This window comes from Streptomyces sp. NPDC001507, assembly GCF_042894765.1.
Classification (GTDB): domain Bacteria; phylum Actinomycetota; class Actinomycetes; order Streptomycetales; family Streptomycetaceae; genus Streptomyces.
This window is the reverse complement of the sequence record NZ_JBIAVV010000010.1, coordinates 273,433-298,500: the sequence shown is the minus strand read 5'-3', so window position 1 is coordinate 298,500 and position 25,068 is coordinate 273,433. Positions and strand designations below refer to the sequence as shown.

General features: G+C 70.5%; 20 protein-coding genes, 1 tRNA gene and 1 riboswitch. Of the genes, 10 read left to right on the top strand and 11 right to left on the bottom strand.

Annotated elements, in window-relative coordinates; translation table 11 throughout:
• Positions 1-75: 75 nt before the first annotated feature.
• The 6 genes from ACFY0K_RS31165 to ACFY0K_RS31140 form a co-directional block, all read right to left on the bottom strand.
• Positions 76-163 (bottom strand) — tRNA-Ser (locus tag ACFY0K_RS31165).
• Between the two features lie 293 nt (positions 164-456).
• Entirely contained in the window at positions 457-669 is a 213-nt protein-coding gene (locus ACFY0K_RS31160; protein ID WP_390642602.1) for a hypothetical protein, read from the bottom strand.
• A 79-nt stretch (positions 670-748) separates the two neighbouring features.
• Positions 749-1,468, bottom strand: a complete 720-nt coding sequence (locus ACFY0K_RS31155; RefSeq protein WP_093500942.1) for an ABC transporter permease subunit — start codon at positions 1,466-1,468, stop codon at positions 749-751.
• Positions 1,469-1,478: 10 nt separating this feature from the next.
• Positions 1,479-2,390, bottom strand: a complete 912-nt coding sequence (locus tag ACFY0K_RS31150) for an ABC transporter ATP-binding protein (RefSeq protein ID WP_351494730.1) — start codon at positions 2,388-2,390, stop codon at positions 1,479-1,481.
• The gene (locus tag ACFY0K_RS31145) at positions 2,387-3,292 is read right to left on the bottom strand and encodes an ABC transporter permease subunit (protein WP_352365689.1); all 906 of its coding nucleotides are present in this window, start codon (positions 3,290-3,292) and stop codon (positions 2,387-2,389) included. The genes ACFY0K_RS31150 and ACFY0K_RS31145 overlap by 4 nt, the downstream gene beginning before the upstream one ends.
• On the bottom strand, positions 3,282-4,247 hold the full coding sequence (locus ACFY0K_RS31140) for an ABC transporter ATP-binding protein (protein WP_351494797.1): 966 nt from the start codon (positions 4,245-4,247) through the stop codon (positions 3,282-3,284). The genes ACFY0K_RS31145 and ACFY0K_RS31140 overlap by 11 nt, the downstream gene beginning before the upstream one ends.
• A 236-nt stretch (positions 4,248-4,483) precedes the next feature.
• On the opposite strand from ACFY0K_RS31140, the gene ACFY0K_RS31135 reads away from it, so the two are divergent.
• The 7 genes from ACFY0K_RS31135 to ACFY0K_RS31105 all read left to right on the top strand — a co-directional run bounded on the left by ACFY0K_RS31135 (position 4,484) and on the right by ACFY0K_RS31105 (position 11,322).
• Positions 4,484-5,332, top strand: a complete 849-nt coding sequence (locus tag ACFY0K_RS31135) for a M24 family metallopeptidase (RefSeq protein ID WP_390642601.1) — start codon at positions 4,484-4,486, stop codon at positions 5,330-5,332.
• Positions 5,329-7,089, top strand: coding sequence for an SDR family oxidoreductase (locus tag ACFY0K_RS31130; protein ID WP_390642600.1), 1,761 nt, complete (start codon positions 5,329-5,331; stop codon positions 7,087-7,089). The genes ACFY0K_RS31135 and ACFY0K_RS31130 overlap by 4 nt, the downstream gene beginning before the upstream one ends.
• 172 nt (positions 7,090-7,261) lie before the next feature.
• Positions 7,262-8,221: a MerR family transcriptional regulator gene (locus ACFY0K_RS31125; RefSeq protein WP_390642599.1), complete on the top strand. Its 960-nt coding sequence runs from the start codon at positions 7,262-7,264 to the stop codon at positions 8,219-8,221.
• Positions 8,222-8,330: 109 nt separating this feature from the next.
• On the top strand, positions 8,331-8,906 hold the full coding sequence (locus ACFY0K_RS31120) for an RNA 2'-phosphotransferase (RefSeq protein ID WP_390642598.1): 576 nt from the start codon (positions 8,331-8,333) through the stop codon (positions 8,904-8,906).
• A 19-nt stretch (positions 8,907-8,925) separates the two neighbouring features.
• Positions 8,926-9,399 carry a hypothetical protein gene (locus ACFY0K_RS31115; RefSeq protein ID WP_390642597.1) on the top strand — a complete coding sequence of 158 codons (474 nt, stop codon included), beginning with the start codon at positions 8,926-8,928 and terminating at the stop codon, positions 9,397-9,399.
• Positions 9,400-9,440: 41 nt separating this feature from the next.
• Positions 9,441-10,343, top strand: a complete 903-nt coding sequence (locus ACFY0K_RS31110) for an LLM class flavin-dependent oxidoreductase (protein ID WP_351956865.1) — start codon at positions 9,441-9,443, stop codon at positions 10,341-10,343.
• Positions 10,344-10,434: 91 nt separating this feature from the next.
• A complete protein-coding gene (locus ACFY0K_RS31105; protein ID WP_390642596.1) occupies positions 10,435-11,322 on the top strand; it encodes an HAD-IIB family hydrolase in 888 nt (295 codons plus the stop codon).
• A gap of 18 nt (positions 11,323-11,340) precedes the next feature.
• Here the strand turns inward: ACFY0K_RS31105 and cydD are convergent, their stop codons facing one another.
• The 4 genes from cydD to hisC all read right to left on the bottom strand — a co-directional run bounded on the left by cydD (position 11,341) and on the right by hisC (position 18,971).
• Positions 11,341-15,036: a thiol reductant ABC exporter subunit CydD gene (gene cydD / locus ACFY0K_RS31100; protein WP_390642595.1), complete on the bottom strand. Its 3,696-nt coding sequence runs from the start codon at positions 15,034-15,036 to the stop codon at positions 11,341-11,343.
• A gap of 50 nt (positions 15,037-15,086) precedes the next feature.
• The gene (cydB, locus tag ACFY0K_RS31095; protein WP_388719387.1) at positions 15,087-16,094 is read right to left on the bottom strand and encodes a cytochrome d ubiquinol oxidase subunit II; all 1,008 of its coding nucleotides are present in this window, start codon (positions 16,092-16,094) and stop codon (positions 15,087-15,089) included.
• 18 nt (positions 16,095-16,112) lie between these two features.
• Positions 16,113-17,621 carry a cytochrome ubiquinol oxidase subunit I gene (locus ACFY0K_RS31090; RefSeq protein ID WP_390642594.1) on the bottom strand — a complete coding sequence of 503 codons (1,509 nt, stop codon included), beginning with the start codon at positions 17,619-17,621 and terminating at the stop codon, positions 16,113-16,115.
• Positions 17,622-17,891: 270 nt separating this feature from the next.
• Positions 17,892-18,971, bottom strand: a complete 1,080-nt coding sequence (hisC, locus tag ACFY0K_RS31085; protein WP_390642593.1) for a histidinol-phosphate transaminase — start codon at positions 18,969-18,971, stop codon at positions 17,892-17,894.
• A 470-nt stretch (positions 18,972-19,441) separates the two neighbouring features.
• Here hisC and ACFY0K_RS31080 point away from each other — a divergent pair, with 470 nt between their 5' ends.
• From ACFY0K_RS31080 to ACFY0K_RS31070, 3 genes are all read left to right on the top strand, one after another.
• Positions 19,442-20,554, top strand: coding sequence for a LacI family DNA-binding transcriptional regulator (locus ACFY0K_RS31080; protein WP_351956859.1), 1,113 nt, complete (start codon positions 19,442-19,444; stop codon positions 20,552-20,554).
• Positions 20,555-20,809: 255 nt separating this feature from the next.
• Positions 20,810-21,898, top strand: a complete 1,089-nt coding sequence (locus tag ACFY0K_RS31075; protein WP_390642592.1) for a metallophosphoesterase — start codon at positions 20,810-20,812, stop codon at positions 21,896-21,898.
• Positions 21,899-22,079: 181 nt separating this feature from the next.
• A complete protein-coding gene (locus ACFY0K_RS31070) occupies positions 22,080-22,949 on the top strand; it encodes a hypothetical protein (protein ID WP_351956857.1) in 870 nt (289 codons plus the stop codon).
• A gap of 93 nt (positions 22,950-23,042) precedes the next feature.
• On the opposite strand, the gene thiC is transcribed toward ACFY0K_RS31070, so the two are convergent.
• The gene (gene thiC, locus ACFY0K_RS31065) at positions 23,043-24,845 is read right to left on the bottom strand and encodes a phosphomethylpyrimidine synthase ThiC (RefSeq protein WP_390642591.1); all 1,803 of its coding nucleotides are present in this window, start codon (positions 24,843-24,845) and stop codon (positions 23,043-23,045) included.
• A riboswitch (TPP riboswitch) is annotated at positions 24,838-25,015 on the bottom strand. (Overlaps the previous gene by 8 nt.)
• Positions 25,016-25,068 lie beyond the last annotated feature (53 nt).

The following is a 25,068-nucleotide window of genomic DNA, read 5'->3' as shown; positions in this document are numbered from 1 at the left end:
CCTCCCCCAGCCTTCGGCCGGGGGTACCCCCAGCGCCCCTTCGGTGGGACCACTCATGCACGCTTACAAGTTCTGCGGAGGATGCACGGATCGAACGTGCGCGGGCTTTCCAGGCCCGACCACGGCTTAGCAAGCCGGTGCCTTACCACTCGGCCAATCCTCCGGGTGGGCGGCCCACGCGAGAGCGACCATCGCGTGCTCGAAGCGGCCGCCCCGGGCAGCTACACGGCGATCCGCCGACGGCTGCCCTGACGGGAGCGGGACGTACTGTCGTGCATGGACATCGTCCGGCTCCTCTCCCGGCTCGTGGGCTGACACAACAACTGTGCCTTTGAGCCGAGTTGGCCGCCACCGAATTAACTGGCGTCAACTGGAGCGCCCCGGCAAGGGGCGCTGGGGGTACCTGGGGGAGGAACTGCGCGACCGGCCCCCACCGGCCCGCAGCCGAAGAACCACCTACCGGCGCCACCACTTACGCCGGCCCTTGCTGAAAAGCCATCCCGCCGGCGGCTCGTCCGAGCGCCACGGCTGCGGCTCGGGTTTCTCGGCCTTCCAGCGAGCCGCAAGCATCCGCGCTCGCGCGGAAGGCTCCGAAGTCCCCGCGGACCGTATGAACTCCTCGTCCAGGGCGACCTCGTCCCAGTCGCCGTCTCCGACAAGCTCAGCCATCCCCGTTCCTCTCCACGGAACATCCCCTTTGCCCAGTGTGCCCGAGCCCGGGTGAAGTCCCCGTCAATAAAGCGGGCGTCTACTCCTCGCCCGCAAGCGTCAGTGAGCGCAGCTTCTGACCGGCGTACCAGGTGGCCAGGACGGTCACCACGACCAGCAGCACCGTGCCCGTCGTCAGGGAGACGTCGGACGTGACCAGGTCGCCGCCGGTCACCTTGTGGGCGACCGCCAGGGACCACTGCTGGACGCTCAGCGTCCGCGCTCCGGGCACCAGGGAGCCGAACAGGGCCTCCCAGACCAGGGCGTAGACGAGCCCGAAGACCACCGCGTGCCGCGACACCGTGCCGAGCAGCAGGAAGAGCGCGGCGTAGGCGATGGAGGCGACCAGCGCGGCGACCGTGTAGGCGACGGCGATCTGCTGGCCGTTGCCGTTGAGGATGAATCCCGCGATCAACGTCGGCAGGGCCGAGAACACCATGGTCACGGCGATCGCCACGATCAGCTTGGTGAAGATGATCGTCGGGCGTTTGATCGGCTTGGACAGCAGGTACACCACCGAGCCGTCGTCGATCTCCGGGCCGATCGCGCCGGTGCCGGCGATGACGCCGATGATCGGCACCATGGTGGCGAGCCCGAGGCCGCCGAGCAGGTCGGCGGCCGTCTGGTCGTCGGCGCCGGCGAGGCCGCGGACGACGACGGAGATCGCGATCAGCAGCAGTGGCAGGGCGCCCAGGATGAGGGCCCGACGGCGGCCGAGCAGGGCCCGGTAGGTGAGCCGGGCGACTGTGGGGTCGTACATCTTCGGCCTCCTACGCCGCGACCAGATACGAGAACACGGATTCGAGGGACTCGTCGGACGGCGAGACCGTGAGCAGCCGGATGCCGTGGTCGCGGGCGACCTTGGGCAGCAGGGCGGTGAATCGGCCGAAGTCGACGGCCTGGATGCGCAGCGCACCCTCGGCGAGGTCGACCTCGATGCCCGAGGTGGACGGGTCGGCGATGAGGGCGGCCGCGAGGGCGCGGTCGTCGCTGGAGCGGACCAGGTAGCGGTGCGGGCGGTCGGTCATCAGGCGGCGGATCTTGCGGAAGTCGCCGCTGGCCGCGTGCCGTCCGGCGACCACGACCTCGATGTGCCAGGCGAGCTGCTCGACCTCTTCGAGGATGTGGGAGGAGAACAGAACCGTGCGGCCCTCGTCGCCCATCCGCCGCAGCAGTTCCATGAGCTGCATGCGCTGGCGCGGGTCCATGCCGTTGAAGGGCTCGTCGAGGAGGAGCAGCGAGGGGTCGTGGACCAGGGCGGACGCCATCTTCACGCGCTGGCGCATGCCCTTGGAGTACGTCGAGATCTTGCGGTCCTGCGCGTACTCCATCTCGACCGTGGCGAGGGCCTTCTGGGCGGCCTTGGCGCCGAGGCCGTGCAACTCGGCGTTGGCGACGACGAATTCGCGGCCGGTGAGGAAGTCGTACATCGCCTCGCGCTCGGGAACGATGCCGATGTGCTGGTAGATGGCCTCGTTGCGCCAGGTGGGCTGCCCGTCGAGGGTGACCGTGCCGGTGGAGGGGGCGAGGAAGCCGCCCATCATGTTGATGAGGGTGGACTTTCCGGCGCCGTTGGGGCCGAGGAGGCCGGTGACGCCGGGGCCGATGGTCATGGTGATGTCGTTGACGGCGACCACGTTGCCGAACCAGCGGGAGACGTGGTCGATGGAGAGCGTGGTCACAGTCCCACCTTCTTGTAGCGGCGCAGCAGAAGGCCGTAGCAGGCGGCGATGAGGCCGAGGACGACGAGCAGGTACACGGCGCCCTGGGCGTGGGAGGGACCGTCGCCGCCCGGGAAGGTGTTGGTGCCGCCGAGCAGGGCGGTGCTCAGGCCGCCGATCAGGGTGACCGGCGAGAACAGACCGATCCACGGGATGGCGCCGGTGCTGCCCTGGGAGTCGGCGATGGCCTGGAGGGTGGAGACCGCGCCGTAGGAGATGGTCAGTACGGCGATCACGGCGGCGATGCCGAAGCCGCGGCGCGGGGTGACCGACGCGATGACCAGGCCGATGCCGGCGAAGAGAAGGGAGAGCAGGGCCACCGATACCAGTCCCTGGCCGAACCCCTTGGTCTGGTGGGCGAAGTCCATCTTGGAGAGCAGGGCGCCCAGGTACAGCACGACCAGCGGGGCGCCGGTCAGGATGAACATCGCGGAGGCGAGGGCCGCGAACTTGGCCTGGACGTAGTCGGCGGTCTCGATGGGCCGCGAGAAGTACAGCGGGATGGTCTTGAAGCGCAGGTCGCGGGAGACCGCCTGGGGGGCCTGCGAGGCGACGTACAGGCTGATGACGGCCTGCATGATGATCGCGTACCGCGTATAGGTGACCGGCAGGTCGTGCGCCTTGGTGGCGACGGCGACGGCGACCATGATGGCCGCCGGCACGCACATCACCGCGAACAGCAGCATCGGCAGCACCTTGGACTTCACCGAGCGGCCGAGGCCGTAGGAGCCGCGCAGGGTCTGCGAGTACAGGGACAGGCGGGCGTACCCGCGGCCGAGGCGCGGGCCGTCGTAGCCGCGGTAGCCGATGTCGTGGATGCGGGACTGGCCACCCGGTCCCGCGATGGGCTGGTCAACCGCCATGGACGGTCGCCTCCTTCCGCTGCTCGTCGTCGCTGGTGAAGACCTCGGAGATGTGGTGCCGGCGCTGCTCCATGCGCACCAGGCCGAGCCCGAGGTCGGCGACGACGTCGCGGACGAGGTCGTAGGTCTCCTCGCCCTGGGCGGTGAGCAGCAGGATGTGGCCGGCGCCGGGGAGGCCGCCGCCCTCGTTGTCCGTCTCCACCCCGCGCGCGTGGAGCGCGTCGCGGACCGCGCGGGTGCCGTCCGGGTGCTCGTCGCTGTCGGTGACCTCGATGGCGAGGGTGGTCGTGGACTGCGTGAAGTCGGTGGTGGAGCTGGAGCGCAGCAGCTTGCCGCCGTCGACGACGACCACGTGGTCGCAGGTGCGTTCCAGTTCGCCGAGCAGGTGCGAGGTGACCAGGACCGAGATGCCGAAGTCGGTGTGGATGCGACGGATCAGGCCGAGCATCTCGTCGCGGCCGACCGGGTCGAGCCCGTTGGTCGGCTCGTCGAGGAAGACCAGCTGCGGGTCGTGCACCAGGGCCTGGGCGAGCTTCACGCGCTGCTTCATGCCGGTGGAGTAGCCGCCGATGGGGCGGTACCGCTCCTCGTAGAGCCCGACGTGGCGCAGGGTGTCGGCGGTGCGCTCGCGGGCGGCGGCAGGCGGCAGGCCGGACATGCGGGCCATGTGCACGACGAACTCGGTGGCCGAGACGTCGGGCGGCAGGCAGTCGTGCTCCGGCATGTAGCCCACGCGCTCGCGGATGGCGGCGCCTTTGGTCGCGACGTCGAGGCCGAGCACTTCGGCGCGGCCCTCGGTCGCGGGGGACAGACCCAGCAGGATCTTGATCAGGGTGGACTTGCCGGCGCCGTTGGCTCCGACGAGCCCGGTCACACCGGGTCCGATGTCCACGGACAGCCGGTCGAGCGCGGTCACCCGGGGGAACCGCTTGCTCAGGCTTTCGGTCGCGATCACAGTCACGCCATAGAAGGTAGTGACCCGCGCCACCGCGGTCGTCAGACCTTGGAGCCGTCTTCACATCACTCTCGAGTATTACGGGGCCCTAGGGGAGCCCCTGCCTGAGAGCTACGCAGAGTTATCCACAGGCCTTGCCCCGCCTATTGACGTCGACTCTAACAACTGTCACATTCACGAGTGTCAAGTTACGGGCACGTACCGCAGTCGACGGAGACGGGGACGGGACGGGACGGATGGCGACGGCAGTGGCATCGAAGGAAGAACGCGCCACGGAGCTCGAGGGTTTCCGGCGGGTGCAGCGGCTCGCGTACGAGTGCGCGGAGGCGGTGGCGGCCGGACTGGAGCCGGGGATCACCGAGCGCGAGGCGGCCCGGATGCAGCGCGAGTGGCTGCGTGGCCGGGGCGTGCGGGACTGGTTCCACCTCCCCTTCGCCTGGTTCGGCGACCGCACGGCGTTCACGGACTTCCGCATACCGCTGCAGTTCTTCCCGACCGACCGCCGGCTGGCACCCGGCATGCCGTTCATCCTCGACCTGGCCCCGGTGTACGAGGGTTACACGGCCGACATCGGCTACTCGGGCTCCCTCGGCCCCAACCCCGTCCAGGACCGGCTGATGGCCGACCTGGAGGCACACCGGGAGCTCATCCTGCGCGAGGTGCGCGAGCGGCGCCCGCTGCGCGAGATCTACGAGGACGTGGACCGCCTCATGGTCCGCCAGGGCTACGCCAACCGGCACCGCGCGTACCCCTTCGGCGTGATCGCCCACAAGGTGGACAGGGTGAAGCAGCGCCGCTGGTCACCGAACCTCTTCGGGTTCGGCACCCAGTCCCTGAAGGGCCTCGCGGCCGACGCGCTGCACGGGCACCGCGAGGGCTGGTCGCCCCTGTGGTCGCCGTACCGCTTCTCCGACCACCCGCCGCAGCCCGGCCTGTGGGCGGTCGAACCGCACCTCGGCTTCCGCGGCACGGGCGCCAAGTTCGAGGAGATCCTCGTGGTCACCGACTCCCGGGACCCCGAGCAGAGCGCCTTCTGGCTGGACGACGATCTGCCGCACGTGCGGCGCTGGGCGGAGGACAAGTGAACGGGATCGAAGGCGCGCGCGAGCGCCGGGTGCATACCGGCGGCATCGACCTGTGCGTGGCGGAGCTGGGCGACCCGGCGGACCCGACGGTCGTCCTCGTCCACGGCTACCCGGACAGCAAGGAGGTCTGGTCCGAGGTCGCGGCCCGCCTCGCCGGGCGCTTCCACGTCGTCCTGTACGACGTCCGCGGCCACGGCCGTTCCACCGCCCCCAAGCCGCTGCGCGGCGGCTTCACCCTCGCCAAGCTCACGGACGACTTCCTGGCGGTGGTCGACGCGGTCAGCCCGGACCGCCCGGTGCACCTCGTCGGCCACGACTGGGGCTCGGTGCAGTCCTGGGAGTTCGCCACGGTGGGTCGCACGGAGGGCCGTATCGCCTCCTTCACGTCGATGTCCGGGCCGTCCCTGGACCACTTCGGGCACTGGATCAACGCGCGCGTGCGGCGCCCGACCCCCCGCCGGGTGGGCCAGCTCCTCGGCCAGGGCGCCAAGTCCTGGTACGTGTACCTGCTGCACACCCCCGCCCTGCCCGAGCTGGCCTGGCGCGGCCCCCTCGGCAAGGCCTGGCCGGGCATTCTGCAACGGGCGGAGAAGCTACCCGCGGGTGACTACCCCACGTCCTCCCTGCGCTCGGACGCGGCACACGGCGCCTGGCTGTACCGCGACAACGTGCGGGCCCGGCTGCGCCGCCCGCGCGAGGACGCGTACGCGCACGCGCCCGTGCAGCTCATCACGCCCCTCGGCGACGCGTTCCTCTCAGAGCGGCTCTACGACGACCTGGAGCGCTGGGTGCCCCGGCTCACCCGCCGCACCCTGCCGGACAAGCACTGGATCCCGCGCACCCGGCCGGACCAGGTGGCTGCCTGGATCGAGGAGTTCGTGGGATCGGTCGAGGACGGCCCGGGGTCGCAGCCGAAGCCCGCCGACCGCCATGCCCAGCGGTTCGCAGGCCAGTTGGTGCTGGTCACCGGTGCGGGCAGCGGCATCGGGCGGGCTACGGCGTTCGCGTTCGCGGAGGCGGGGGCGCGGGTGGTGGCGGTGGACCGGGACGCGGAGGCGGCGGCCCGCACCGCCGAGCTGTCCCGGCTGATCGGCGCGGCGGAGGCCTGGGCGGAGACGGCCGACGTCTCCGACGAGCAGGCCATGGAGAAGCTCGCGGAGAAGGTCCACCGCGAGTACGGCGTCCTGGACGTGCTGGTCAACAACGCGGGCATCGGCCTGTCCGGCTCCTTCTTCACGACGACGACGGAGGACTGGCGGCGCGTCCTGGACGTCAACCTCTGGGGGGTGATCCACGGTTGCCGTTTCTTCGGGGCCCGGATGGCGGACCGCGCCCAGGGCGGCCACATCGTGAACGTCGCGTCGGCGGCGGCCTACCAGCCCTCCCGCGCCCTGCCCGCCTACAGCACCTCCAAGGCGGCGGTCCTGATGCTCTCCGAGTGCCTGCGCGCCGAACTGGCCGGCCGGCGCATCGGGGTGACAGCGATCTGCCCCGGCTTCATCAACACCAACATCACGTCAACGGCCCGCTTCACCGGGGTCGACGAGGAGGAACAGCGCCGCAGGCAGAAGCGCTCCGCCCGGCTGTACGGGATGCGCAACTACCCTCCGGAGAAGGTCGCTTCGGCGATCCTGGAGGCGGTGGAACACAACCGCGCGGTGGTACCGGTCACACCGGAGGCGCGGGGGGCACGGGTGCTTTCGCGGCTGGCGCCGGGGGTGTTGAGGAGGATCGCCCGGGTGGAGCCCAAGCTGTAGTCGTGCTCCCTACGAGGCTGCTCAGCTGCGGCAGTCGTGCTCCCTACGAGGCCACGTAGCTGCGGGCAGTCGTGCCGCTGGGGCGGCACGGGTGGCGCAGCGGCACCCGGCCGGCGCCGGCAAGCGTCCCCGCCCCCGCCCCCCGCCCCGGTTATCAGCCAAGGAGCCCCACATGACCGACCCCCCGGCCACCCCCAACCACCGCATCGAGGACCTCGCCCGCCTCTCCCGCACCACCGTCCGGACCATCCGCGCCTACCAGGACAAGGGGCTCCTGCCCCGCCCCGAACGCCAGGGCCGCGCCAACCTCTACTCCGACGTCCACCTCACCCGCCTCCACCAGATCGCCGACCTCCTCTCCCGCGGCTACACCCTGGCCTCCATCAAGGAGTTGCTCGACGCCTGGGACACCGGCCGCGGCCTGGCCGGCGTCCTCGGGCTGGTCACCGAGGCCGAGGGCCCCTGGAGCGACGAGGAACCGGTGCGCCTGACCCGCGCCGACCTGGACGCCCGCTTCGGCGGCACCCCCGACGACGCGGCCGTGGCCGAGGCCGTGGCACTGGGCGTACTGGAACCGATGGCCGACGACCCCGGCTCCTTCCTCGTCCCGAGCCCCCAGGAGCTCGCTGTGGCGGCCGAGTTGTACGCGGCCGGTGTCCCACTCTCCGCGATCTCCGAGCACCTGCGGGAGTTGAGACTCCAGGTCGAGCACATAGCCTCCCGTTTCCTGGAGTTCACCACCGAGCACGTCTTCGCCCGCTACCTCGACGACCCCGGCCACCGCACCGACGCCGACGCGGCCGAGGCCGCCTCGCTGGTTCGGCGCCTGCGCCCCCTGGCCCGGCAGACGGTGGACGCCGAACTGGCCCGTGCCATGCGCCTGTTCGCCACCCGTGAGGTGCGCCGCCGGCTCGGCGCGGGGGAACAGCCGAAAGCCCCGGACGAGACCCGTTCCGTGTCCCTCCCCGCCGAGACGATTCAGGCCGTACGGCGCCTCGTTGGCCCTGACCGCATCGCCGAGTTCATCTCACTGGCAGCCGAACGCGAGGTCGGCGCACGGCACTTGGATGCTCTGGCCGCAGATCACAACCCCGTTACCGATCTTGACGAAACACCGCGAACCGCCCAGTAGTTGTCCACAACTCGGCCAATTTCCTTGTGGATAACCGCACTTGGTTGTGGATCAAACCCGAAGCGAAAAATATCTGCGTGATCCGCGTCTCGCCCGGCACGCTGATGGCATGGACGCGAGACACAGCCAGGGAACACCGGACGAACGGCGCACCGTGAAGGTGTCGAAGTACCTCTCGAAACACCTGCGCCACCAGCCCGAACGCATCGGGCTCAATCTGGACGAGGCGGGCTGGGTGGAGATCGACACGCTGCTCGCGGCGGCCGCGGCGCACGGTTTCCCGGTCAGCCGCGAGGAACTGGATTACGTGGTCGCCGCCAACGACAAGCAGCGGTTCGCCGTCGAAGGCACCCGGATCCGCGCCAGCCAGGGCCACAGCATCGACGTCGACCTCGGACTGCCCCCGGCGACCCCGCCGCCGTACCTCTACCACGGCACCGTCGCACGGAACCTGGACGCGATCCGGAGCGAGGGCCTCAGGCCGATGAACAGGCACGACGTGCATCTGTCGGCGGACCGGGAGACCGCGACGCGAGTCGGTGCCCGGCGCGGTCGCCCCGTAGTGCTGTCGGTGGACGCGGCCGCAATGCACCGGGACGGGCACGTCTTCCACGTCAGCGCAAACGGCGTGTGGCTGACGCGGGCGGTACCGCCGCCCTACCTGCGCTTCCCCGAACCCCACTGACCCCGGCATGATGAGTGGTATGGACCACTCCGGGCGCGGGGCACACCAAGAGCACTTTCCGACCACCGAGGCGGCCGTCGCCGCACTGCACGCGGTCGCGGCCGAACACGGGCGCGAGATCGAGGTCACGCACGACATCGGCGCCGACCAGACCTCGCGGCGCAGTGCGGCGGGCTTCGGGGTCACCACCGACCCGGACGGTTCGCTGCCGCACGAGGCGTACGCCGAGTTCGGCGGCCTGCCCCGGGTGAGCGTGCGGCTCTTCCCTGAGGACGACGCGCTGATCACCGTCGAGGGCGTGGTCTTCCACGACGTCCCGCGCGACGACGTGCCCGCCTTCCTGCACTCCGTCTTCGGCGGCCTGGCCCACGTCCGGGGCCGCAGCTTCCCGCCCACGGCCTCGCTGGTCGTGCCGCTGGCCGGAGACCGCACGTACCGGGAACACCTGGCCGCGCACCTGCTCACGCCGTGGCTGAGCGGCCGCATGCGGTGAGCGTTTCGGCCGTCGCGGGTGGTCCCTTTAGTCTCGGACGCATGAGTCTGCGTCTGAGCACCGTGATCCTCCCGTACCGCCGCTGGAGCGAGGGCGGCGCCGCCGCCTGGACGCGGGCCGAGGAGCTGGGCTTCCACACCGCGTACACCTACGACCACCTGTCCTGGCGCAGCTTCCGGGACGGCCCGTGGTTCGGGGCGATCCCGACGCTGACCGCCGCCGCGTCCGTCACCGACCGAGTGCGCCTCGGCACCCTCGTCACGTCGCCGAACTTCCGGCATCCGGTGCCCCTCGCCAAGGAGCTGATCTCCCTCGACGACATCTCCGGCGGCCGCGTCACCCTCGGCATCGGCGCGGGCGGCAACGGCTTCGACGCCACCGCACTGGGCCAGGAGCCCTGGACCCCGCGCGAGCGCGCCGACCGGTTCGCCGAGTTCGTGCCGCTCCTCGACCGGCTGCTCACCGAGGACTCGGTGACGTACGAGGGCGAGTTCTACTCGGCCCACGAGGCGCGCGACATCCCGGGCTGTGTGCAGCGGCCCCGGCTGCCCTTCGCGGTCGCGGCCACCGGACCGCGCGGACTGAAGCTGGCCGCGCGGCACGGCCAGGCGTGGGTGACCACCGGCGACCCGAAGCTGTACGAGAACGGCACGCCCGAGCAGTCGGTCGAGGCACTCCGCGGGCAGATCGGAAAGCTCGGCGGGGCGTGCGCGGCGATCGGCCGGGACGTGGCGGAGCTGGACAAGGTCCTGCTCACCGGGTTCACGCCGGACCGCGGCCGCCCCTTGGAGTCCCTGGACGCCTTCGTGGACTTCGCCGGCCGCCACCAGGAGCTGGGCTTCACCGAGCTGGTGATCCACTGGCCCATCCCCGACTCGGACTTCGCGGCCGACCAGAAGGTCTTCGAGCAGATCGCCATGGAGGCCCCGGCCCAGCTCGGCTGAGTCCCCTTCAGCAGGGCCGCGGCGCGGTGGGGGACGCTTCGGAGTCGTCTGTGTCTCATCTGTGCGCCCGGCCGCCCGGCCGTGCGGGCATATGCGCGAGAATGGCGCGGTGACCTCAGCGACCCGACAGCCCGAGACCCCTGCCTTCGCGACCCCGCCCCGGCTGGTCGCCACCGATCTCGACGGCACCCTGCTGCGCGACGACAAGTCGGTCTCCCCGAGGACGGTCGCCGCCCTGGCCGCCGCCGAGGAGGCCGGGATCGAGGTCTTCTTCGTCACCGGCCGCCCGGCCCGCTGGATGGACGTCGTCAGCGCGCACGTCCACGGCCACGGCCTGGCGATCTGCGGCAACGGCGCGGCCGTGGTCGACCTGCACGGCGGCCCCGGCGCGCACCGCTTCGTGAAGGTGCGCGACCTGGCCCGGGAGAACGCGCTGGACGCGGTACGGCTGCTGCGCGAGGCCGCGCCCGGCACCGTGTACGCGATCGAGCAGACGTACGGCTTCCACCAGGAGCCGGCCTATCCCAAGCTCCACCTGGAGATACCGGACCACCTGCTCGCCGCCGAGGAGATTCTCGCGGCCGACGGTCCGAGCGCCGGCGAGCCCGTCCTCAAGATCCTCGCCTTCCACCCCGACCTCGACCCCGATGCCTTCCTCACCCTCGCCCGCCTCGCCGTCGGCGACCGCGCCACCGTCACCCGGTCCAGTCCGAGCGCCCTGCTGGAGATCAGCGGGCCGGGCGTCTCCAAGGCCAGCACGCTCGCTCTGGAGTGTGCCGAGCGCGGCATCTCGCGCGAGGAGGTCGTGGCCTTCGGGGACATGCCCAACGATGTCGAGATGCTGACCTGGGCCGGCCGGTCGTACGCCATGGGCAACGCCCACCCCGCCGCCGTCGCCGCCGCCTCGGGACGCACGGTCGCCAACAACGAGGACGGGGTGGCCGTGGTGATCGAGCGGCTGCTGGCCGCCCGCGCCTGAGGCCGCCCGCCGCGGCGGCTACCGCGCGCCCACCAGAGAGTCCGCCGCCGCCTCCCGCTCCGCCATGTCGCGCAGCGGTCCGGCCGCGGCGACCAGCTCCGCATGACTCCCGCGCTGCACCATCCGGCCCGCGTCGAGGACGACCACCTCGTCCACGGCCTCCAGGCCCGCCAGCCGGTGCGTGACGAGCAGCGTCGTCCGGCCCTCGGTGGCGGCGAGCAGGTCCGCGGTGAGCGCGTCCGCCGTGGGCAGGTCGAGATGCTCGGCCGGCTCGTCCAGCACGAGCACCGGGAAGTCGGCGAGCAGTGCCCGGGCGAGGGCCAGCCGCTGCCGCTGCCCGCCGGACAGCCGTGCCCCGTGCTCGCCGACCAGGGTGTCGAGTCCGTCGGGCAGCCCGTCCACCCAGTCGAGCAGCCGGGCCCGGCCCAGCGCGTCCCGCAGGTCCTCCTCGGTGGCGTCCTTCCGGGCGAGCAGCAGGTTCTCGCGCACGGAACTGTCGAAGAGATGCGCGTCCTGGGCGCACAGCCCGACGAGCCGCCGTACGTCGTCGCTGTCCATGCCGTACGCGTCCACGCCGGCGAGCGTGTAGGAGCCCGCGCCCGGGTCGAGGAACCGGAGCAGGACCTGGGCGAGGGTCGACTTGCCGGCGCCGGAGGCCCCGACCACGGCCACCCTGCGCCCCTCGTGCAGAGTGAGGTCGAGCCCGCCGAGGGCGTCCCGCTGCTGCCCCGGGTACCGGGCCGTCAGGCCCTTCAGTACGACGGGGAAGGGCGCGGCGGGCGCCTGACGCGGCAGCTCCGGCTCCCGCACGGGGTCGGGCGCGTCCAGCACCTCGTAGATGCGCTCGGCGCTCCTGCGAACCCGCTGCCGGTGCCGCACGGCCAGCGGCAGCCCGAGCACGGCCTCGAAGGCGGCCAGCGGAGTGAGCACGACGACCGCCATCGCCACGCCGCTCAGCCGGCCGTCGGCGACCCCCTGGGCGCCCAGCAGCGCGGCGGCCGCGACGGTCAGGCCGGTCAGCAGCGCGGTCAGCCCGTCGCCGAGCGCGGTGGCCGTGGCCCCGCGCGAGGCGATCCGGGTGAGCGCGCGGTCCGCCCGCCGGGCCTCGTCGGTACGGGTGGGCAGCGCGCCGGCGACGGTCAGTTCGGCGGTGCCGGTGAGCAGGTCGGTCACCCGGGTGGCGAGCAGTCCGCGGGCCGGTGCCAACCGGTGCTCGGCGCGCCGGGCCACGGCCGAGGTCACCAGCGGAACGCCGGCACCGGCCGCCAGCAGCCCCACCGCGAGCGCGGCCCCGGCCTCGGGCAGGAGCCAGGCCGTGAAGCCCACGGCCCCGGCGGACACCGCCACCGCGGCCCCGACCGGAAGCAGCCATCGCAGCCAGTAGTCCTGCAGGGTCTCCACGTCGGCGACCAGCCGGCTGAGCAGATCGCCCCGCCTGGTCGTCCGCAGCCCGGCAGGAGCGAGCCGCTCCAGCCGCCTGTACACGGCGACCCGCGTGTCGGCCAGCATCCGCAGCACGGCGTCGTGCGACACCAGCCGCTCGCCGTAACGGAACACGGCCCGCCCGATCCCGAAGGCCCGCGTAGCCGTCACGGCGACCATCAGATACAGCACCGGCGGCTGCTGCGAGGCCCGCGAGATCAGCCACCCGGAGGTCGCCATCAGCCCGACGGCACTGGCGAGCGCCAACGCCCCCAGCAACAGCGCAAGCAGCAACCGCCCCCGCCGTGCGCCGGAGGCGGCACGAACCCGCCTGAGAACACTTCGGCGCCCCACAGCCCCCGAGTCCACGGTGCCGTCCACAGCCTGCGCGAACACCTCCGACCGCTCACCCTCCAACCCCCCGAGCCGATCGGCGCCCTCACCCACGGACTCCTCAAGCCGCCCCGCGACCTCCCCCTCCGACACCCCGAGACGCCCCACAACCCCGCTTGCCAGCCCACCGAGCCGACCCGCGCCCTCGCCTGTCGACTGACCCAGCCCCTCCGCGATCTCACCTTCCGACTGACCGAGTCGGGTGGTGGGTGGGCGAAGGTTCTGGGGGTCCAGGGGGCGGAGCCCCCTGGGGACCTCGCCGCCGGAGAGCCGCACCACCCGGTCCGCCGCCGACAGCAGCGCCGGCCGGTGCACGACCAGCAACACGGTGCGCCCCTCGGAGAGCCTCCGCACCGCCGCCACCACCTCCCCCTCGGTCGCCCCGTCCAGCGCAGCCGTCGGCTCATCCAGCAACAGCACCGGCCGATCGGCCAGAAACGCCCGCGCCAGCGCCAGCCGCTGCCGCTGCCCCGCGGACAGACCGGCTCCGTCCTCACCGAGAACCGTCTGCGCCCCCTCCGGCAGCGCGTCCACGAACTCCAGCGCCCCAGCGTCCCGCAGCGCCCCCCGGACGGCGTCGTCGTCCGCGCCGGGACGCGCGAGCCGTACGTTCTCGGCGATCGTCCCGGCGTACAGATGCGGCCGCTGCGGCACCCACGCGATCCGCGACCGCCACTCCGCCAAGTCGACGTCGGCGAGGTCGGCTTCCCCGATCCGGACCCGCCCCTGCGCCGGCCGCACGAACCCCAACAGGACGTTGAGCAGCGTCGACTTGCCCACACCGCTCGGGCCGACCAGCGCGACGGTCTCCCCGGGTTCGACCGTGAACGACACATCGGTCACCGCGTCCGCCGAGCGTCCCGGGTAGCGGACCGTCACACCCTCGAAGGCCAGGGCCGCGGCGGAAGGCACCGCGCCCGTCCCCGACGCCGGCACCGGCGTCTCCAGCACCGCGAAGATCTCCTCCGCGGCCGCCAGCCCCTCCGCCGCCGCGTGGAACTGGGCTCCCACCTGCCGCAACGGCAGATATGCCTCGGGCGCCAGCACCAGGATGACCAGCCCGATGTACAGATCCATGTCCCCGTGGACGAGCCGCATACCGACGGTCACGGCGACCAGGGCCACCGACAGCGTGGCGAGCAGCTCCAGAGCGAACGAGGAGAGGAACGCGATCCGCAGCGTCCGCATGGTCGCCTGCCGGTACTCACCGGTGATCCGACGGATGGACTCGGCCTGCGCCTTGGCCCGGCCGAACACCTTCAGCGTGGGCAGCCCGGCCACCACGTCCAGGAAGTGGCCGGAGAGCCGCGACAGCAGCCGCCACTGACGGTCCGTCCGGGACTGGGTGGCCCAGCCGATCAGGACCATGAAGACCGGGATCAGCGGCAGGGTTCCCACGATGATCGCCGCGGAGACCCAGTCCTCGGTGACGATCCGCGCCAGCACCGCGACCGGCACGACCACCGCCAGTCCCAGCTGCGGCAGGTAGCGCGAGAAGTAGTCGTCGAGGGCGTCGACCCCACGCGTGGCGAGAGTGACCAGCGATCCGGTCCGCTGTCCGCTCAGCCAGCCGGGGCCGAGTGCCACCGCACGGTCGAGGAGCCGGCCGCGCAGCTCGGACTTGACCGCCGCGCTCGCTCGGTGTGCGGCGAGTTCGGTGAGCCAGGAGACCAGCGCCCGGCCGACGGCCACGGCCGCCAACAGCAGCAGAGGGGTGCGGAGTTCGGAGACGGAGTGACCGCGCTGGAAGGCGCCGACCACCACGTCGGCGATGAGCATGGCCTGGGCGATGACCAGCCCGGCACCGAGGGCACCGAGGCCCACGACGGCCACCAGGAAGAGACGGGTGGCGCGGGCGTAACGCAGCAGACGGGGATCGATTGGTTTCACGTGAAACATGCCCTTCGGCCCGGAGTGGGTGTTTCACGTGAAACACCCACTCCTCGGACTCAGTGCGCGGCTTCGGTCGCGATGTGCTGCGTACCGATCCGCTTGCGGAACACCCAGTAGGTCCACCCCTGGTAGAGCAGGACGAGCGGCGTGGCGATCGCCGCGAGCCACGTCATGATCTTCAGGGTGTACGGACTCGACGAGGCATTGGTGACCGTGAGGCTCCAGTCCCCGTTGAGCGACGACGGCATGACATTCGGGAAGAGCGACAGGAAGAGCATCGCCACGGCGGCCACGATGGTCACGCCGGACAGGGCGAACGCCCATCCCTCACGGCCCCGCAGATTGGCTCCGAGGGCCGCCACCAGTGCGGCGACCGCCACGATGAGCGCCACCAGGCTCTTGCCGTCACCGCTGTCGGCCTGGGTCCACAGCAGGAAGGCCAGCGCCAGCGCCGCGGTGAGGACACCGACCTTGGTGGCGAGCTTCCGCGCCCGTACCCGGATGTCGCCGACCGTCTTGAGTGCGGTGAACACCGAGCCGTGGAAGGTGAACAGGGTCAGTGTGACGAGTCCACCGAGCAAGGCGTACGGGTTCAGCAGGTCCCAGACGGTGCCGACGTACTCGAAGTTCCGGTCGATCTTGACGCCGTGCGCGATGTTCCCGAAGGCCACGCCCCACAGGAACGCAGGGATCAGCGAGGTCCAGAAGATCGCGGTCTCCCAGTTGCGCTGCCAGTTCTCCTCGGGCCGCTTGGCCCGGTACTCGAAGGCGACGCCCCGGACGATCAGGCAGACCAGGATGACCAGCAGAGGCAGGTAGAAGCCGGAGAAGAGCGTGGCGTACCACTCGGGGAAGGCAGCGAAGGTCGCGCCGCCCGCGGTGAGCAGCCACACCTCGTTGCCGTCCCAGACCGGGCCGATCGTGTTGATCAGCACCCGCTTCTCCAGGCGGTCGCGGGCGAGCAGCTTGGTGAGGATGCCGACCCCGAAGTCGAATCCCTCCAGGAAGAAGTAGCCGGTCCACAGGACGGCGATCAGGACGAACCAGACGTCGTGAAGTTCCATGACTGCGTCTCCCTCGCCCTAGTACGAGAAGGCCATCGGCTTGTCGGCGTCACGGGCCTCGCCGCCGATCTTCGTGGGCGGGTTGAGATCGTCCTCGGTGAGCTCGGGCGGGCCGGCCTTGATGTACTTCACGAGCAGCTTGACCTCGACGACGGCGAGGACGGCGTAGAGCGCGGTGAAGGTGATCAGTGAGATGAGGATCTCGGTCTGGGAGACACCTGGGGAGACCGCGTCGCGGGTCTGCAGGACGCCGTAGACGACCCAGGGCTGGCGGCCCATCTCGGTGAAGATCCAGCCCCAGGAGTTGGCTATCAGCGGGAAGCCCAGCGTCCATATCGCCACCAGCCAGTACAGCCTGCCGAGCTTGGGGCTGAGCGCCTTGTTCCTGAAGAGGACCAGGTTCGGCACCTCGTCCTCACCGACCCTCAGGTGCTGCGGCAGCATGAACTTCTTGCGGGTCAGCCAGAGTCCGGCGAGGCCGATGGCGAAGGACGCCATGCCGAAGCCGATCATCCAACGGAACGCCCAGAAGGTGACGGGGATGATGGGCCGGTAGTCGCCGGCGCCGTACTTCTGCTGCTCGGCCTTGTTGGTGTCGTTGATGCCGGGGACGTACGAGTTGAAGCGGTCGTCGGCCAGGAAGGACAGCAGGCCGGGGACGGACAGCTCGACGGTGTTGTGGCCCTTGCTGACGTCTCCGTAGGCGAAGATCGAGAACGGCGCCGGCTTCTGGCCGTCCCACAGGGCCTCGGCGGCGGCCATCTTCATCGGCTGCTGCTTGAACATGACCTTGCCGAGGGTGTCACCGCTGATCGCGGTGAGCATGCCGGCGATGACGACGGTGACCAGGCCGAGCCGCAGCGAGGTCTTCATCACGGTGATGTGCTTCTTGCGGAACAGGTGGAAGGCGGCGATGCCGACCATGAACGCGCCACCGGTCAGGAAGGACGCGGACAGCGTGTGGAAGGCCTGGGCCAGCGCGGTGTTCTGGGTGAGGACGGCCCAGAAGTCGGTGAGTTCGGCCCGCCCCTTCACCTTGTCGATCTTGTAGCCGACCGGGTGCTGCATCCACGAGTTGGCCGCGAGGATGAAGTACGCGGACAGGATCGTGCCGATGGAGACCATCCATATGCAGGCCAGGTGGATCTTCTTGGGCAGCTTGTCCCAGCCGAAGATCCACAGCCCGATGAAGGTGGACTCGAAGAAGAAGGCGATCAGCGCCTCGAAGGCGAGCGGGGCGCCGAAGATGTCGCCGACGAACCGCGAGTAGTCGGACCAGTTCATGCCGAACTGGAACTCCTGCACGATGCCGGTGACCACACCCATCGCGATGTTGATCAGGAAGAGCTTGCCCCAGAACTTGGTCGCCCTGAGGTACTTCTCCTTCTCCGTGCGCACCCAGGCGGTCTGCAGGCCGGCCGTGAGGGCGGCCAGCGAGATCGTCAGCGGGACGAACAGGAAGTGGTAGACGGTGGTGATGCCGAACTGCCAGCGCGCCAGTGTCTCCGGCGCCAGAGCCAGGTCCACGTCGTCAGTCTCCTTACGTCGCCGTGGTACAGCGGCATGTGCACCCATTTGTCACGTACATCACGGAGCAAACGGGACGCGCTTGTGAATGCATTCACATTCACAAGCCATTATGGCGCACTCACTCTCGAACATCGAAGGGGGGTCGCACTTGAGCCGTCCGGCCCCTCCGGAACATGCGAACGGGGCCGCTCGGCCCTCGTTCCGGCCGCGCGACCCCGCACACCTGACACCCTTCGCCCGCGGCGACCTCCCCGCGGCCCGCGGACGCTACAGCTCCTTGCGGAACGCCTCCGTCACCTTCAGGAAGATGTCGTTCGCCTCGGTCTCGCCGACCGTCACCCGCACACCCTCGCCGGGGAACGGCCGGACGACCACGCCGTGCTCCTCGCAGAGCTGCGCGAAGGCGGTCGTACGCTCCCCCAGCCGCAGCCATACGAAGTTGGCCTGGGTCTCGGGCACCGTCCAGCCCTGGCCGCGCAGCGCCTCGACCACACGCTGCCGCTCGCACACCAGCGAGCCGACCCGGCCCAGCAGCTCGTCCTCGGCCCGCAGCGAGGCGATCGCCGCCTCCTGGGCGAGCTGGCTCACACCGAAGGGGACCGCCGTCTTGCGCAGCGCCGCGGCCACCGGCTCGTGCGCGATCGCGAAGCCGACGCGCAGCCCGGCGAGACCGTACGCCTTGGAGAAGGTTCGCAGCACGCAGACGTTCGGCCGCTCACGGTAGATCGCGACGCCGTCAGGGACCTCGGGATCGCGGATGAACTCCCGGTAGGCCTCGTCCAGGACCACCAGCACGTCGCTCGGCACCCGGTCCAGGAACCGCTCCAGCTCGGCCCGCTTCACGACCGTACCGGTCGGGTTGTTGGGGTTGCAGACGAAGATCAGGCGGGTGCGGTCGGTGATGGCGTCCGCCATCGCGTCGAGGTCGTGCACATCGCCGGGCGTGAGCGGCACCTGGACGGACCGGGCCCCGCTGATCTGCGTGATGATCGGATAAGCCTCGAAGGATCGCCACGCGTAGATCACCTCGTCGCCCGGCCCGCTGGTGGCCTGGACCAGCTGCTGGGCGACACCGACCGACCCGGTGCCGGTGGCCAGGTGCCCGAGCGGCACGCCGAAGCGGTCCGAGAGCTCGTTCACCAGCCCTGTGCACGCCAGGTCCGGGTAGCGGTTGAAGGAGGCAGCGGCCGCGGTGACGGTCTCCATCACGCCGGGCAGCGGGGGATACGGGTTCTCGTTGGAGGACAGCTTGTACGCGACCGGGCCGTCGGCCGCCGCCGGCTTGCCCGGCTTGTAGGTGGGGATACCCTCCAGCTCGGCGCGCAGCTTGGGGCTCGTCTCGCTCACCGCAGTCCTCCTCGCGACCACCGGCGGACCGTCCACGCCGCCGGCATCCAATACTGCTCACCTTATGAGGATTCGGCGCCGCCGCGTACAGGGGAAGAGGGCGCGAAGAACCGGGCCGGAACGGCGGCGGGCGACCGAGGAGCCGGAACGGCGAGCCTCATCCGTACCACTGGCATCACGGGCATCACCGCACGAAGGCGCATTTAACGGGGGCGCGCCCTACATATATCTACGCGCCGGTGGCTCGCGCCGTAGCGCGCATCACCCGTGCAGGTGAGTTGAGACCTCTTCGAAACATCGGGCACTTGGCAGGCCCATCCGTGCCGACAAGTCACGTCTTACCATTGGATCGTTCAACTGACTTTCTTTCTAAGGCAGTTGACCCATATTGACCTTGCAGAAACGTGCCTGTCAACGCGTGCATATGCGTCCGCACTACCCCACCGCATGAGCCCTACTATCGGCTCGCCATGACAGCAGCAGGGAAGCACCAGGTGAGCCGCGCGGAAACCTCTCGGCGAGGCAGCCGGCCGGGCCGGGCGGGCATCAGAGACGTGGCCGCCGCCGCCGGAGTCTCCATCACGACCGTCTCCGACGCCCTGAACGGCAAGGGGCGGCTCCCGGATGCCACCCGCCGCCACGTCAGAGAGGTCGCCGACCGACTGGGGTACCGCCCCTCGGCCGCCGCCCGCACCCTCCGTACCGGCAAGTCGGGACTCATCGGCCTGACCGTGACGACGTACGGGGATGAACCTTTCACCTTCACCGAGTTCGCGTACTTCGCCGAGATGGCGCGGGCCGCCACCTCGGCCGCGCTCGCCCGCGGCTACGCCCTCGTCATCCTCCCCGCCACCTCACGGCACGACGTGTGGTCGAACGTCGCCCTGGACGGCACGGTCGTCATCGACCCCTCCGACCAGGACCCGGTGGTCAGCGAACTGGTCCGGCAGGGTCTCCCGGTGGTCTCCGACGGCCGCCCGGCCGGTGCGCTCCCGGTCACCGCCTGGGTGGACAACGACCACGAGGCCGCCGTACTCGGCATCCTCGACCATCTCGCCGCCGCCGGCGCCCGCCGGATCGGCCTGCTCACCGGCACCACGACGGACACGTACACCCACCTGTCGACCACCGCCTACCTCCGCTGGTGCGAGCGCGTCGGCCAGGACCCGGTCTACGAGGCCTACCCGGCCCACGACCCGTGCGCGGGCGCCGTCGCCGCCGACCGGCTGCTGGCCCGCCCGGACCGGCCCGACGCCGTCTACGGTCTGTTCGACCCCAACGGCACCGACCTGCTCGCCGCCGCCCGCCGCTACGGGCTGCGCGTCCCCGACGACCTGCTCCTGGTGTGCTGCAGCGAGTCGACCGTGTACGCCAACACCGAGCCGCCCATCACCACGCTCTCCCTCAAGCCGCGCCGCATCGGCACGGCGGTGGTCCAACTGCTCATCGACGCGATCGAGGGAGTCGAGTCGGACCAGCCGGTCGAACAGGTGATACCGACCGAACTGATCGTGCGTACCTCTTCCCAGCGACGCGCGCAGCGCACCACGGTCAGCCCGCCACGGGCACCGGAGGAGGAGTAGCACGGACACGCCGAACACGGGGCGGCGCGACTGCCGGGCGTCGCCCGACGACGGCCGGCAGCCGAACGACGGGTGGTCGAACCCCTGCCCAACCGGGGTGAAAGCCACCCTGAACTGGAGTCCTGCCCGGATTCACCACCCCTGGGTCATCACACGGCGCGACGGGCATTCCTATGATGGGCCCACGACACCGCGGGCCGCTGCGACCAGGCAGTCCGAAGCGGTGCAGATGCGGCGCGATGGTGGAGGGGTCTGATGACTCAGGGGGCCGGTCAGGGACCCGAGGCGGAGCGGACGGCGACGTTGCGCGACTTCCGGGTGCCCGGGTACGTCAACGAGACCGGTCCGTACGCCCCCAGCACCCACCCCGGCGACGTCGCCCCGCCCCTAGACGAGATGTATCCCGAGGGTTATCCGGACGGGTACACGCCCACCGAGCGCGACCTGCCCGTCATCAACCGCGGCGACACGCTCCAGGTGCCCGTCGAACCGGCCGCCGTCCCGGCCGTACAGTCCGCGGACGGTCCCGGCCCGCTGTACGTCGTCGGTGACGTGCACGGCTACTTCGACGAGCTGGTCACCGCGCTGCGCGAGCAGGGCCTGATCGACGCGGACGGGCACTGGTGTGCGGGCGTCGCCCGGCTGTGGTTCCTCGGCGACTTCACCGACCGGGGTCCGGACGGTATCGGCGTCATCGACCTGGTGATGCGGCTGTCCGCCGAGGCGGCCGCGGCCGGCGGCTACTGCAAGGCCCTCATGGGCAACCACGAGCTGCTGCTGCTAGGCGCCAAGCGGTTCGGCGACACCCCCGTCAACTCCGGGGCGGGCACCGCCACCTTCCAGGCGGCCTGGCTGCTCAACGGCGGCCAGAAGACCGACATGGACCGGCTCCAGGACCACCACCTGCAGTGGATGGCCCGCCTGGACGCCGTCGAGGAGGTCGACGGCTATCTGCTGGTCCACTCCGACACCACCGCCTACCTCGACTACGGCGACTCGATCGAGGCGGTCAACGACACGGTCCGCGAGACCATCACGCGTAATGACGCGGACGAGGTGTGGGATCTCTTCCGCAAGTTCACCAAGCGCTTCTCCTTCCGCGACGAGGGGGGTGCAGACGCCGTCCGTTCCCTTCTCGATACGTACGGCGGTACCCGCATCGTTCACGGGCATAGCCCGATTCCCTATCTGCTGGGCGAAGTCGGCTCCGAAGAGGGCGAAGAGGGCACCGGCCCCGTTGTGGAGGGACCGCACGTCTACGCCGACGGGCTCGCCATCGCCATGGACGGCGGCGTGACCATGGCCGGAAAGCTGCTGGTGAGGCAACTCCCGTTGAACACCTGAGCGTTAGCCGGGCGGTTTCATCCCCCCGATGTCACGCACGGGCCACCCCCAATTTCCGGCAACCCCCTGTCACCGCGTGCCGTAACGGCTCTACCATCGGTTTATCCGTAGCAGGCTCCCCTCCGTTTCTGCCCGACGGCTCGCCGGCGTGCGAGCCACCAGCCCTACGGAGCATCGGGGGATGCACATGAACAGCGTTCCGCAGCACCTGCACAGCGAGGACCGCCAGGAGTACGAGCGGATCCTCGACGAGGCGCTGCGCTCCGCCCCGTACCGTCCCGAACTGGCCGGTATAGGCCAGCACTTGAACACTGAACAGCTGCGCACCATGGCGCTCAACGCCACCGCATTGATCACGGCGGCCGCGGCGACCGAGTACCAGCACTACGTGAAGGTGCGCGAGGAACTGCGCAATCCGGCGCGGTCCACCCCGGCCACCGTCCAGGACTCCGGCTCCGCAGAGCCGGGGGCGGGCGGCGCGATGGGGCTCGCCACCACCCTCGGCGAGGCCGCCGAAACCACCGGCGCAGGAGGCTTCGCCCTCGCCCTGGTCCTGGCGCCGGTGCTCGCCGGCACCGCCGCCGCGATCTTTCTGCTCGTCGGGTACGTCCTGAAGATGCTGGACCCGGCCCCGGCGTTCGCCCAGACCATGCTCACCGCGGGCTGGGTGTTCGGCGTCCTGACCGCGGCCGCCATCATCATGGCCGGGGCGGGACTGCTGCTCACCGCACTGCGCAACAGCCCCTCGCTGGAGGCCGGAGCCTATGGCGAACCCGGCGGGGAGGTGGCCAAGGCCCGGGAGGCCTGGCGGGACGCCGTGCTGGAGCGGGGCATCCTGCCCTTCCTGCGGGAAGCACTGACCGCCGACTCCGGCACGGCGGGACTGCGCCGCACCGCCCCGTCGGGCCCGGCGGGCCGGATGCCGCGTCTCGGGTACGACCGCCCCGGCTTCAGCACCGATGACGGCGCCGCACCCGCCCCCCGCCCGAGCTTCACCAGTCCGGACTACACCAGCCCGGACTTCGGAGGCCCGGAACACCAGCCGGAATAACCCGGCTTGCGCCCCCGGCCAGGGGGCGCAGGCCGGACACCCGGCCCGGGCGCACCTGCTTCCCGAACCTCCGCACGCGCACAGGCCCTGCCGTCACTCCGCGATCGGCAGATACACCCGGTTCCCCGCAGCCGCGAACTCCTTGGATTTCTGCGCCATACCCGCCTCGACCTCGGCCTGACTACCGCCGTGTTCACGCCGGATGTCCTGCGAGATCTTCATCGAGCAGAACTTCGGCCCGCACATGGAGCAGAAGTGGGCGGTCTTCGCAGGCTCCGCAGGAAGTGTCTCGTCGTGGAACTCGCGGGCCGTGTCCGGGTCCAAGGCGAGGTTGAACTGGTCCTCCCACCGGAACTCGAAACGAGCGTCGGACAACGCGTCGTCCCACTCCTGCGCGCCCGGGTGGCCCTTGGCCAGGTCGGCCGCGTGGGCTGCGATCTTGTAGGTGATGACGCCGGTCTTGACGTCGTCCCGGTTGGGCAGCCCCAGGTGCTCCTTGGGCGTGACGTAGCAGAGCATCGCCGTGCCCCACCAGGCGATCATCGCGGCACCGATGCCGGAGGTGATGTGGTCGTACGCCGGCGCGACGTCCGTGGTCAGCGGGCCGAGCGTATAGAACGGAGCTTCATCGCAGATCTCCTGCTGAAGGTCGATGTTCTCCTTGATCTTGTGCATCGGGACATGGCCCGGACCCTCGATCATGGTCTGAACATGGAAACGCCTGGCGATCCGGTTGAGTTCCCCGAGCGTGCGCAACTCCGCGAACTGGGCCTCGTCGTTGGCGTCCGCGATGGAACCCGGGCGCAGCCCGTCACCCAGGGAGTACGTGACGTCGTAGGCGGCGAGGATCTCACAGAGCTCCTCGAAGTTCTCGTACAGGAACGACTCCTTGTGGTGCGCGAGGCACCAGGCCGCCATGATCGAGCCGCCGCGCGAGACGATGCCGGTCTTGCGGTTCGCGGTGAGCGGCACGTACGGCAGGCGCACGCCCGCGTGGACTGTCATGTAGTCCACGCCCTGCTCGGCCTGTTCGACGACCGTGTCCTTGTAGATCTCCCAGGTCAGCTCCTCGGCCCTGCCGTCGACCTTCTCCAGTGCCTGGTAGAGCGGCACCGTGCCGATGGGGACGGGGGAGTTGCGCAACACCCACTCGCGAGTGGTGTGGATGTTGCGGCCGGTGGAGAGGTCCATGACCGTGTCCGCGCCCCAGCGGGTCGCCCAGGTCATCTTCTCGACCTCCTCCTCGATGGAGGAGGTGACCGCGGAGTTGCCGATGTTGGCGTTGACCTTCACCAGGAACCGCTTGCCGATGATCATCGGCTCGATCTCCGGGTGGTTGACGTTGGCGGGCAGCACGGCCCTGCCCGCCGCGATCTCCTCGCGGACCACCTCGGGAGCGACGTTCTCGCGGATGGCCACGTACTCCATCTCCGGAGTGATCTCGCCCCGGCGGGCGTACGCGAGCTGCGTCACCGCCTCGCCTCCCCGGCTGCGGCGCGGCTGGCGCGGACGGCCCGGGAAGACCGCGTCCAGGTTCCGCAGGCCCCCGCGCGGCGAGGTGTGCTTTATTCCGTCGTCCTCGGGACGGACGGGCCGGCCCGCGTACTCCTCGGTGTCGCCGCGGGCGACGATCCACTTCTCCCGCAGCGGCGGCAGGCCCCTGCGGACGTCGGTCTCGACGAGCGGATCGGTGTACGGACCCGAGGTGTCGTAGAGCGTGACCGACTGCCCGTTGGTGAGATGCACCTGACGGACCGGCACCCGCAGGTCGGGGCGGGAGCCCTCGACATACCCCTTGTGCCAGCCGATGGACTTCCCGGCCTCCGGGGACGATTCGCCCGCAATGGGCTGTTCGTCCTGGCTGAAGGCAGGCGTGCGTACATCCTTGTTGGTCATGAGACCTACTCCCTACGCCGGCATTACCCGGTAACAGGTTCGGCGGTCGACGCAGCGGCTTCCGTCGGGCGGCGTTTCATGTGAAACATCACTCGTTCCACGTGAAACATCGCGAATACGGAGGTCAGCGCCCTCTCAGCCCGGTGCTCCGAGCTCCCGCGTGTGCAAAGGTGCCTCCACGCTAGCGTCAATTCGGGCGCGGTGAACAGAGGGCCCCTACCGT